Annotated in this window: 2 protein-coding genes; both read left to right on the forward strand. The window is 69.4% G+C overall.

Annotation, left to right across the window (positions count from 1 at the left end; translation table 11 throughout):
• The first annotated feature begins 8 nt into the window (after window positions 1-8).
• A complete protein-coding gene (locus KBA48_RS09780; RefSeq protein WP_292905689.1) occupies window positions 9-4,727 on the forward strand; it encodes a type I polyketide synthase in 4,719 nt (1,572 codons plus the stop codon).
• Entirely contained in the window at window positions 4,724-12,829 is an 8,106-nt protein-coding gene (locus KBA48_RS09785) for a non-ribosomal peptide synthetase/type I polyketide synthase (RefSeq protein WP_292905691.1), read from the forward strand. The genes KBA48_RS09780 and KBA48_RS09785 overlap by 4 nt, the downstream gene beginning before the upstream one ends.
• Window position 12,830 lies beyond the last annotated feature (1 nt).

The raw sequence follows: 12,830 nt of genomic DNA on the forward strand, positions 1-12,830 counted from the left end.
GCGACGCGATGACCGACAAGCCCAAGGACAGCCGGGACCTGATCCGCCAGGCACTGCTGCGGATCGATGAGTTGCAGGCCAAGCTGCGCGCGGCCGAGGCCTGGCGGCGGGAACCCGTTGCCATCATCGGCATGGGCTGCCGCTTCCCCGGCGGCAGCGATGATCCGGAGCGTTTCTGGGACCTGCTGCGCGCGGGCCGGGACGCCGTGCGGGAGGTACCGGCCGACCGCTGGGATATCGACGCCTATCACGATCCCGACCCCGATGCGCCGGGCCGGATGGTGCAGCGGCGCGGCGGCTTCCTGGACGGGATCGACGGTTTCGACCCGCAATTCTTCGGTATCTCCCCGCGTGAGGCGGCGTCGATGGACCCGCAGCAACGGATGCTGCTGGAGGTTGCCTGGGAAGCGCTGGAACGGGCCGCCATCCCCGTCGACAGCCTGTATCGCAGCGCCACCGGCGTCTTCATGGGCATCATGGGGCAGGATTTCGGCCAGCGCCTGTTCGCCCCGTCGCGGCATGACCGGATCGACGCCTATGCCGGCACGGGCACCTCGCCTGCCATGATTGCCGGGCGCCTGTCCTATTGCCTGGGTCTGACCGGTCCCAGCCTTGTGCTGGATACCGCCTGTTCCTCCTCCCTGGTCGCCCTGCATCTGGCCTGTGACAGCCTGCGGCGGGGCGAATGTGCGCTGGCGCTGGCGGGCGGGGTGAACCTGATCCTGGAGCCGGGCCTCAGCATCAATTTCTCCAAGGCACGGATGCTGTCGCCGGATGGACGGTGCAAGACGTTCGACCAGTCGGCGGACGGCTATGTCCGTGGCGAGGGCTGTGGTGTGCTGGTGCTGAAACGCCTGTCCGATGCCCGGCGCGACGGCGACCGCATCCTGGCCGTCATTCGCGGTTCCGCCGTCAACCAGGACGGTCCCAGCGGCGGGCTGACCGTGCCCAGCGGACCGGCGCAGGAACAGGTGATCCGTCAGGCGCTGACCAATGCCGGCATCACCCCCGACGCCGTCACCTATGTGGAGGCGCATGGCACCGGCACGGCGCTGGGCGATCCCATCGAACTGGGCGCCCTGGACCGGGTTTTCGGCACAGACCGGCCGGCGGACCGGCCCCTGCATGTCGGGTCGGTGAAGACCAACCTGGGCCATCTTGAAGCCGCCGCCGGCATCGCCGGGGTCATCAAGGTGGTGGCGGCGCTTCTTCATGAATGCCTGCCGCCGCATCTTAATTGCGACCGCCCCACCTCCCGCTTCGCCTGGGCGGACCGGCCGCTGCGGGTGGTGCGGGAACCAACCGCCTGGAAGCGGGGCGATACGCCACGCATCGCCGGGGTCAGCAGCTTCGGTTTCAGCGGCACCAACGCCCATATCATCATTGCCGAAGCGCCGCCGGCCGATGGCGCCACACCGCCGGCCACGGGGGACGGCCCCTGGCTGCTGACGCTCAGCGCACGCTCGCCCAAGGCGTTGGCCGCACTTGCCGGCCGGTATCGCGATCATCTGCGCGCCAACCCGGACATGGCGCCGGGGGAGCTTTGCGCCGCCGCCGCCCGTGGCCGGGCCCATCTTCCCTGTCGTCTGGCGGCAACAGCGGCATCGACGGACCGTTTCGCGACGCTGCTGGACCTGTTCACGCAAGGCCGGCCTTCCCCCGATCTGGTCTCCGCCGCAGCCGACGGGCCGGGGCCACGGACGGTGGCCTTCCTGTTCACCGGCCAGGGTTCCCAATATGCCGGCATGGGCGGCCCGCTCTATCGCACGCAGCCCGTTTTCCGCGCGGCCATTGACCGGTGTGCGGAACTGCTGCGTATCCATGCGGGCATGGACCTGATCGACCTGCTGCTTTCCGACGGGCCGGAACGGCTGGACCAGACCGGTTTTACGCAACCGGCCCTGTTCTGCCTGGAATATGCGCTTCTGCAGCTCTGGCTTTCGGTCGGTATCCGGCCCGACGCGGTAATGGGACACAGTGTCGGTGAATATGTCGCGGCCTGCGCCGCCGGCGTGTTCAGCCTGGACGATGCGATCCGGTTGATCGCGGCGCGGGCCCGGCTGATGCAGGCCCTGCCGGCCGGCGGTGCGATGGCGGCCATCGCCGCCCCGCCGGACCGCGTGGCCCGCACCCTGGCCGGGATGCCTGCCCTGTCCATCGCCGCCCTGAACGGGCCGGAACAGACAATCATTTCCGGCGATGCCGATGCCCTGCGGCAGGTGCTGTCCTCCTTCGCCACGATGGGTGTCGCGGGGCGGGAACTGAAGGTGTCGCACGCCTTCCACTCCCCGCTGATGGCGCCGATGCTGGCGGAATTCGCCGCCGTTGCGGCGACGGTGACCTTTCATGCCCCCACCCTGCCCCTTGTTTCCAATCTCTCCAGAAAGGTGGCGGGGGATGAGATTGCCGGACCCGATTATTGGGTGCGGCATGTCCGCGACACGGTGCGCTTTGCCGATGGGATCGACACGCTGGCGGCCATGGGCTGCCGGATCTTTGTGGAGGTCGGGCCCGACCCGGTGTTGATCGGGCTGGCGCGCGGCCAGCTTGCCCCCGACGCCACCCTGATCGCCAGCCTGCGGCGGACGGACACGGCCTGCTTCACCCGCGCCCTTGGTGAGATGTACGTGGCCGGTGCTGCCATCGACTGGGCCGCCCTGTACGCCCATCGGGCCGGGCGGCCGCTATCCCTGCCCACCTATCCGTTCCAGCGGCAGCGCTACTGGTTCGATGACGGCATCGCCGCTGCGGACCGGTCGGAAGCGCTGTTGCGGGACCTGATGGCCACGGGCGACCTGACGCCCGAAGAACAGGCGCTGGCACCAAAGCTGATCGCCCGCCTGATAGGCCGGGAAAGCGCCCCTGGCACCGCCACGGATATCTGTTACCGGCTTGTCTGGCGCGACACGCCCCGCACCGCACCGGTGCCGGGCCAGGGCGGGTCCTGGCTGATCGTCGGTGGCGCGGGCATTGCCGATCTGGCCAACGCGTTGCGCAGCGCCGGACGACGCTGCATCACGGCCCTGCTGGCCGACCGGGCTCAGCGGACGGGCGCCGATGCCTGGACGGTCGGTGGCGACAGCGATGTCGCGCACCTGCTGCGGGAGGTGGCGGCCGACGGCGGACTGGACGGCGTCGTCTTCCTGTGGCCGGCGGCGAGCGATGGGGAAGGGCTGGCCACCGCGCAAACATGGCTGGTCACCGTGGCGCGGCTGGCAGGCGCCTGCACCGGGCTGCCGGTGCCGCCCCGGCTGTGGCTGGTCACGGCGGGGGCGACGGATGCCGGGGAAACAGGCCCCAGTTCCCCCTGGCCGTCGCTGCTTTGGGGGTTCGGCCGGTCGCTGTTCCTGGAACATCCCGCGCTGAAGGGCGGGTTAATCGATGGGGAGCCGGGCGGCGACGGGGCCATGCTGGTGTCGGAAATGCTGGCGGCGGATACAGAAGATGCCGTCGCCCTGCGCGCCGGCCGGCGCCTTGTGGCCCGGCTGGAACCGGTGGCCGCACCGCCTGCTCGCCGGCAAGCGCTCCGCAGCGACGGCGCCTATCTGGTGACGGGCGGCACCGGCGCCTTGGGCCTGCATGTGGCCCGGCATCTGGCCGCGAACGGGGCCGGCGCCCTGGTGCTGCTGAGCCGCCGGGGCACCCTGCCCGACAGTATCCGGACGGAACTGGAGGCAAAGGGAACGCGGATAGTGTCGCTGGCCGGCGATTGCACCGACGAGGCGGCGATGCGGGTTGTGCTGACACACATCGGCGAGGCAGGCTTCACCCTGAAAGGCATCGTCCATGCCGCCGGCGCCGCCACACCGGGCGCCGTCCTGGACCTGACACCGGCAAACCTGCAGGCGGGATTGGCCGCCAAGACGGAAGGGGCCTGGCTGCTGCATCGCCTGACGGCGGACATGCCGCTCGACTTCACCCTCTATTTCTCGTCCATCGCCGCTGTGCTGGGCACGGGCCGGCAGTCGGTATATTCGGCAGCGAACGCGTTTCTGGGCGCCTTGGCCTCTTGGCGGCGGGGTCAGGGACTGCCCACCACCGCCATCGGCTGGGGCCCCTGGGATGGCGGCGGCCTTGCCACCGGCGAGGCCAGCCGCCTGATCGGGGACAGCGGCTTCAGGCCCCTGGCACCGGCGCGCGCCGTGGACCTATTCGGCCGGCTGCTGGGGGCCGAGACCGCAGGGACGATCATTGTCGATGCCGACTGGCCCCGTGTGAAGCAGGTGTTCGGCGCCCGCGCCCGGATACCGCTGCTGGATGAAGTGGCCGCCGGGCCGGAGGGGACGCGGACGGATGCCAGGGCGGCCGAACGCACCCGCCTGCTGGCCCTGCCCGCGGCCGCACGCCTGGATGCCCTGACGGAATTCCTGCAGGACCAGATCCGCGCCGTCCTGCGGTTCGATGCGGATACCAGGGTCGATCCCCGCCAGGGCTTCTTCGACATGGGGCTGGACTCCCTGACCGCCGCCGAACTGACACGGCGGATCGACAGCCAACTAGGCTGCGCCCTGCCGGCATCGGCAGCCTTCGATCATCCCAATGTCGCGGCCTTGGCGACCTTCATCCTGGGTGTGGTCTCCCCCGCCGTCGAGGCACCGCCCCCTCCCGCGCCGACCCCACCGGCAGCCCCTGCCGTCGCCGATATCCAGCACTTCTCCGACAGCGAAATCGCCGCCCTGATCGATGACGAACTGGCGGCGCTCAGCCGTGAAGGATGGGCACCATGACAACCGCGCCGCCGACCGACATGTCGCCGTTGCACAAGGCGCTGCTGGCCATCCGGCAGTTGCGCGAACGCATCAGCCACCTGGAACAGGCCGGTACCGAACCGATCGCCATTGTCGGCATGGGTTGCCGCATGCCCGGCGCGGATGATCCGGACGGGTTCTGGGACCTGCTGCGCGACGGTCGCGACATGATCACGGAAATCCCGCCCGACCGCTGGGACCGGGACGCGCATTACGACCCCGTGCCGGGAACGCCCGGCAAGACATATGCGCGCCATGGCGGTTTCCTGGGCCGGATCGACGGGTTCGACGCGGCCTTCTTCGGCATCTCCGCGCGGGAGGCGGAGGCCATGGACCCGCAGCAGCGGCTGCTGCTGGAAGTGGCGTGGGAGACGTTGGAGAATGCCGGCATGGTGCCGGAGCGGCTGGCCGGATCGGCCACCGGGGTCTTTGTCGGCGTGACCGCCGCCGATTACGGCATGCTGCAGGTTGAACAAGGGGAGAACAACCACAGCGCCCCCTATTTCAACACCGGCACGCCGCTGAACGGCTGTGCCGGCCGCCTTTCCTATGTGCTGGGCCTGCAAGGTCCCTGCATGGCGGTGGATACGGCCTGTTCCTCCTCCCTGTCGGCCATCCATCTGGCCTGTGCCAGCCTGCGCGCCGGCGAATGCGATCAGGCGCTGGCTGGCGGCGTCAACCTGATCCTCACGCCGAAGCTGCACATCACCCTGGCGGCGGCCGGCATGCTGTCGCCCGATGGACGGTGCAAGACCTTCGATGCCTCCGCCGACGGTTACGTCCGTGGCGAGGGATGTGGTCTAGTGGTGCTGAAACGGTATCGCGATGCGGTCGCGGCCGGCGACCGGGTGCTTGCTCTGATCCGTGGGTCGGCGATCAACCAGGACGGGGCCAGCAGCGGTTTCACGGTGCCCAACGGCATCGCCCAGCAACGGTTGATCCGCCACGCCCTGGGCAAGGCCGGGCTGGATGCATCCGGGATCGACTATGTCGAAGCCCACGGCACCGGCACGTCCCTGGGCGACGTGATCGAGGTGCAGGCGCTGGGCACCGCCCTGGGGCAGGCGCCCGGACGCACGCGGCCGCTGCTGGTCGGGTCGGTGAAGTCCAATATCGGCCATCTTGAATCGGCCGCCGGCGTCGCGGGTCTGATCAAGCTGGTCCAGGCGCTGCGCCACGGATTGCTGCCCCCCACCCTGCATGTCCGGCAGCCCAATCCGGGACTGGACTGGCCGGCTCTGAATGTGATGCCGGTACGCGAAACAACCCCCTGGCCGCGCGGTGACCGCCCTCGCCGGGCGGGCCTCAGCTCCTTTGGCGCCACCGGCAGCAACGCCCATCTGATCATCGAAGAGGCGCCGGCAACGGCGCCGGCCACCGATCCGGTCAGCGACCGCCCCGTCCATATCCTGACCCTGTCGGCACGGACGAAAGCAGCGCTGGCCGACCTGGCGGCGCAGTACGAGGGGGTGTCACAGCAGGCATCCCCGCCGGCCTTTGCCGATGCCTGCCACAGCGCCAATACAGGCCGCACGGGCTTCCCACACCGCGCCGCCCTGCGCGCCGCCACCTGGGCGGAAGCGGCGGTACAGCTTGCCGCCCTGCGGGACGGGCGGCCGACGCCGGGCCTGTCGGCAGGCCGCGATCCGGCCGCCACACCGTTCCGGCCGGTGTTCCTGTTCAGCGGACAGGGCGCCCTGCGCGCGGGCGCGGGACGGGACCTGTTCGACAGCCATCCCACCTTCCGGGCCAGTCTGGAACATTGTGCCGGGATCCTGGCCCCCCTGCTGGAACGGCCGCTGCTGTCGGCCCTCTATCCCGACGATCCGGCGGATGGTCGATTGCTGGAACGCGCTATCTATGCACAGCCGGCGCTGTTCGCCCTGCAATATGCGCTGGCGGCCCTCTGGCGCTCCTGGGGTGTGGAGCCGGCCGCCGTGCTGGGCCACAGCCTGGGTGAATATTGCGCGGCCAGCATCGCGGGCGTGTTCAGCCTGGAGGACGGGTTGCGGCTGGTGGCTGAGCGCGGCCGCCTGATGGATGGGCTGCCGGCGTCCGGCGGCATGGCCGCGATCTTCGCGACACCGGATGTGGTGCGCGACGCCCTGGACGGACTGACGGACGCCGTATCCATCGCTGTGGAGAATGCCCCCGACAATGTCGTGATTTCCGGCCATGCCGACGCCCTGGCCACGGCCCTGGAACGGCTGACCGCGAAGGGGATTTCGGCCACGCCCCTGGCGGTGACCCACGCCTTCCATTCGCCCGTCATGGACCCGGTGCTGGAGGGGCTGGAACGGTTCGCGGCCGCCCTCCCGGTCCAGCCGGCCCGATTGCCGGTCGCCCTGAACCTGACGGGGCGGCTGGTGCCCGACGGGGCGGTGATGGATGCGCGCTACTGGCGCCGCCATTGCCGGGAGACGGTCCTGTTCGACCAGGGACTGACCGCCCTGCTGGACCAGGGCTACACATCCTTTATCGAGATCGGGGCCGGGTCGGTCCTGACCCAGCTTGGCCGCCGCCGCAAGCCGGCCGCGACCTGGCTGCCATCTCTGCCGCCCGGCGGCAACTGGTCCGGTATCGCCGGCAGTCTGGCCGAAGCGTATGCCTGCGGCGCGGATATCGACTGGACCGGCTTCGACGCGCCATTTGCGCGCAACCGCGTCCCCGTTCCCACCTATGCCTTCCAGCGCAAACCCTATTGGTTTGCCGAGCCGCGCGCCCGCACAGGATCACCGACCATGGACAGCATACAGGCAGCAGCCCCGGCCCCCGCACGGGACACCCGCGCGATCCAGCATGAAGCGGTCATGGAACGGCTTCTGTCGGTGATTGCCCGGATGATGCGTGTTCCCCCCGCCGATATCGACATCCATGTGTCGTTTCTGGAGATGGGGGCCGACAGTCTGGTGCTGGTCGAGGCGACGCGGCTGATCGACGAGAATTTCGGCGTCAAGCTGCAGATGCGCCAGTTCTTTGAGGAAGTGACGACCATCGCCCAGTTGGCCGACCATCTGGTCGACCGCTCCACCTTCGGTCTGCCCCCGGCACCCGCAACGGCCGCCCCGGTGCCCCCCGCCCCGGCGCCCGCCATCCAGGCGGCGGCGATGGCGATGCCGGCGACCAACAGCCTGCCCGCCGCGGGCGCAAGCGTGCTGGAACAGCTCATCCTGGCCCAGACTCAATTGATGAGCCAGCATCTGGCCCTGTTGCAGGGTGCCGCCGCCCCCGCCGCCCTGCCGCCCGCCCCCCAACCGTTGGCGGTCATGCCAAAGCCGGCGGCACCGGCCGCAGCGGCAGCGCCGGCACCGAAGGTCGAAGACCGGTCCTCCCCCCTGCGGGCGCTGGCCAACCCCGTGTCGCTGGAACCGACGGGGAAGAACCCGCGGCAGGAGCAGCATCTGGCCGCCCTGGTCGAGCGGTACCAGCAGCGCACCCCCCGGTCCAAGGCGCTGGCGCAGGCCTGCCGCGCCGGACTGGCCGACAGCCGGGCCAGCGTCGGCTTCCGCTTCTCCACCAAGGAGATCCTGTATCCCATCACCGGGGCAGAAGCGCTGGGCTCGCATCTGCGCGACGTGGACGGCAACCTTTATATCGATCTGACCATGGGGTTCGGGGTCCTGCTGTTCGGCAATCGCCCCCCCTTCCTGAACGGCGTGATCGAGGCAGAGGTGGCGCGCGGCTTCCAACTGGGGCCGCGCTCCGACCTGATGCAGGAGGTGACGTCGCTGTTCCTGGAACTGACGGGGCATGAGCGGGCGGCCTTCACCAATTCCGGTACGGAAGCGGTCATGACAGCGCTGCGCCTGGCGCGGGCGGCCACCGGACGGGCCAAGATCGCCATGTTCGAAGGCTCCTACCACGGGCATTCCGACGGCACGCTGGCCCGGACCATCCAGACCGGCGGTGTGCTGCGGTCGGAACCGATGGCGCCGGGGGTGCCGCCCAACGCGGCCCAGGATGTGCTGGTGCTGGAATATGGTACCGATGAAAGCCTGGAGATCCTGCGCCGTCACGCCCATGAACTGGCCGCCATCCTGGTGGAGCCGGTGCAGAGCCGCCGGCCCGACTTCCAGCCCGTCGATTTCCTGCGCCAGGTGCGGGCATTGACGGAGGAAAGCGGCAGCGCCCTGATCTTTGACGAGATGATCACCGGCTTCCGCGTGCATCAGGGCGGCGCGCAGGCCCATTTCGGTATTCAGGCCGACATCGCCACCTATGGCAAGATTGTGGGCGGCGGCCTGCCGGTCGGCGTCGTGGCGGGCCGGCGGCGTTTCCTGGACGGGATCGATGGCGGCTACTGGTCCTATGGTGATGCCTCGTTCCCGGCGGCGCCCCGAACCTATTTCGGCGGCACCTTCTGTCAGCACCCGTTCACCATGGCCACGACCCTGGCCACGCTGCGCTATCTGAAGGCGGAAGGCCCGGCCCTCCAGGAAGGGTTGAACCGTCGGACGGAAGCACTGGCCAGGACTCTGAACGACTGGTTCAAACAGGAGGCGCTGCCCCTGCGGGTGACATGGTTCTCCTCCATGTTCCGGCTGGTCTTCCAGGGCAACCTGGACATCCTCTACTATCACCTGCTGCTGCGCGGCATTTACATCTGGGAATGGCGCAACTGCTTCCTTTCCACCGCCCATACCGACGAGGATGTGGCCCGGTTCATCCAGGCCATCAAGGACAGCGTCGCCGACATGCGCCAGGGCGGTTTCCTGCCCGAACGCCCGACCGGCGGGCCGGACGGGTCGCCGCCGGGTGGCCGCGCCGTGCCGCTGTCCGCACCGGACGCATCCGCCGCCGCGCAGGGCCTGACGCCCGGCCCGAATGGACCTGCCGTCGCACCGATGGGCGAGGCACAGAGGCAGCTTTGGGTGCTGGCGCAACTCAGCGCCGATGGCTCCCGCGCCTATAATGACCCGGCCGCCGTGTCGCTGGAGGGTCCCCTGGACGTGGCAGCCCTGCGGCGGTCCCTGGAACAGGTGACCGACCGGCACGAGGCCCTGCGCACAACCTTCGACGAAACAGGCGACCAGCAGATCATCCATCCCTCGGCGCTGGCCGATCTGACGCTGGTCGATCTTTGCGACATGGCCGACCCGCAGGCCGGCCTGCGCGATCGGCTGGCGGCATTGGCACGGGACCGGTTCGATCTGGTCAACGGGCCGCTGTTCGTGCCCATCCTCTACAGATTGGGGCCACAGAACCATGTGCTGATGCTGCACGCCCATCATCTCTGCAATGACGGGCCGGCCATGGGCGTCGTCCTGAACGAGGTGCTGGCCTGCTATGCCGCGATACGGACCGGCACATCCGCAGCGCTGCCGCCGCCCGTGCAATATCGTGACTTCTTGCGCTGGCAGCGGGAGCAGGAGCGGTCGGAGGCCATGCGCCGTCACGAGGCCTACTGGCAGGAAAGGTTCGCGCAGGCCCTCCCTCCCCTGGAACTGCCTACCGACCGTGCCCGCCCCCCGGTGAAGACCTATGCGGGCGCCCGCTACTGGACCGACATGCCGGTCGGGCGGGTGGAGGCGGTGAGGCGGCTCAGCCGGGCACGGGGCTGCACCGTCTATATGGTGATGCTGGCGGCATGGTCGGCACTGCTGCACCGGCTCAGCGGCCAGGATGAACTGGTGATCGGCTGCCCCTATGCGGGGCGCGGCCTGCCGGGGGGAGAGGCGCTGGTGGGCTATTGCGTCCATCTGCTGCCCATCCTCAGCCGCAGCGGACCGGGAACCCCGTTCAGCGCTCATCTGGACACCACCCGCGCCACGCTGCTGGATGCGTTCGACCATCAGGATTATCCGTTCGCCCGTCTGGTCGACCGGCTGGGCCACAAGCGCGACAGCAGCCGCGCGCCGCTGCTGGACGTGGTCTTCAACCTGGAACGGGATGCGGGGCGTGTATCGGTGGCCGATCTGGCGGTGGAGTTCCAGCGCCTGCCCATCGCCTTTACCGGTATCGACCTGACCCTGACCATCTATCTGCGGGACGATGGCGCCGCCATTGCCTGCGACTATGACACGGGCCTGTTCGACGACATCACCATCCGGCGGTTGATCGGCCAGTATGAAACGGTGCTGGACGCCATCACCGCCGATCCCGGCCAGGTGCTGGACGCGCTTCCCCTGCTGGACGCCGCCTCACGGCGGGAATTGCTGCACGACTGGAACGACGCGCCGCCCGCCGCGCCGCCGGTATGCTTCCCCACCCTGTGGGACGCTGCGGTGGCCCGCCATCGGGACCGTGTGGCGCTGGTGGAAGAGACATCGGCCGGCGATGTCTGCCTGACCTATGCCGCGCTGGACCGCCGTGCGAACAGGCTTGCCCACCGGCTGCGGGCACTGGGCGTCGGTCCCGACGCGCGGGTGGGCGTCTGCCTGGAACGGTCCGCATCGCTGACACTGGCCATGCTGGCGGTGTTGAAGGCGGGTGGTGCCTTTGTGCCGCTGGACCCCGCCTATCCGCCGGCACGCCTGGCCCTGATGATGCAGGATGCCCGCATTGCGGTGCTGCTGACCCGGGAGGGGCTGTTGACCGGCCTGCCGGCCCCGGCCTGTCCGGTCTGCCGTCTGGATGCCGACGAACCGGACCTCGCGCGCGAACCCGCGACCGCCCCGGCCCCCGTGACGCTGCCGGCACATCTGGCCTATGTCATCTATACGTCGGGTTCCACGGGCCGGCCCAAGGGCGTGATGATCACGCATCAGGGCATGGTCAATTATCTGCAATGGGCGGTGGGCGATTATACGGGACAGAAGGGCGACGGCGCGCCCGTTCTGGGTTCCATCGGTTTCGACGCCACGCTGACCAGCCTGTTCGTCCCGCTGCTGGCCGGCGTTCCCGTGGTGATGCTGGAAGGCGAAAGCGAGATGGAGGCTCTGGCCTCGCTGCGCCGTTCCCCCCGCCGCTTCAATTTCGTAAAACTGACGCCCGCGCATCTGGAACTGCTCAACGGCATGGTCGGCGGAGAGCCGCCGGCCGACCTGACCCACAATCTGGTTCTGGGGGGGGAGGCGTTGACGGCCCCCACGGTCAATCCGTGGCTGCGCCATGGCAATGTGCGCGTCGTCAATGAATATGGCCCGACGGAAACCGTGGTGGGCTGCTGCACCCAAGCGGCCACATCCCCCGGTGACGGCATCATGCCGATCGGCCGGCCCATCGCGGGCACGCGCCTGCATGTGCTGGATGGGGATTTCCGGCCGGTCCCGCCCGGCGTGGCGGGCGAGCTTTATATTGGCGGGGCGGGTCTGGCCCGTGGATATCTGGGACGGGGGGACCTGACGGCCGGCGCCTTCGTGCCCGACCCTCTGGCCGGGGAAACCGGGTCCGGGCCGGGCGGACGGCTCTACCGCACGGGGGACCGGGCGCGATACCTGTCCGACGGCAGCCTGACCTTCCTGGGCCGGATGGACCGGCAGATCAAGCTGCATGGTTTCCGCATCGAACTGGGCGAGGTCGAAGCCGTGCTGGCCGGCCTGGACGGCGTGGCCGAGGCGGTGGTCATGCTGCGCGAAGACCAGCCGGGCCATCCGCAACTGGCCGCCTATATCCGCCCGGCGGCATCGGCACCGCAGACAGATACCCTGGACCGGCTGCGCCGGGCGCTGCGGGAACGGCTGCCGGCGCACATGGTCCCGGCCACGCTGACCCTGGTCGACCAGATGCCCCTGACTGCCAATGGCAAGATCGACCGCGCCCGATTGCCGGCACCGGTCCGGGCATTGGCCCCCGTGGTGCAACTGCCCGCCCGCACCGGACTTGAAAAGGAACTGGCCGCCCTCTGGCAGGAGGTGCTGGGGGTCGAGACGGTCGGGGTGCACGATAATTTCTTCGACCTTGGCGGCGACTCCTTCCTGCTTTTGCAGGTCTGCACCCGCCTGGACCATCTGATGGACCGCGATGCGCTGGTAATGGCCTTCTTCCGGCATCCCACCATCGCCTCCCTTGCCCGGTGGCTGGGCGAGGCGGCGGCACCGGTTCCGGCAGCCGACACCAGGGACAGGATCAAGGACCGCTCGATCCAGCAACGCAGCGCCGCCCGTCAGGTCGCGGCCCGCCGCCGCCAGCAGCAATTCTGAG

This window comes from Niveispirillum sp. (assembly GCF_017996735.1).
GTDB lineage: Bacteria > Pseudomonadota > Alphaproteobacteria > Azospirillales > Azospirillaceae > Niveispirillum.

What these genes read in the sequence shown, in the direction of transcription:
- KBA48_RS09780 (WP_292905689.1), top strand. Translation starts at nt 9, where the DNA reads ATGACCGACAAGCCCAAGGACAGCCGGGACCTGATCCGCCAGGCACTG.
- KBA48_RS09785 (WP_292905691.1), top strand. Translation starts at nt 4,724, where the DNA reads ATGACAACCGCGCCGCCGACCGACATGTCGCCGTTGCACAAGGCGCTG.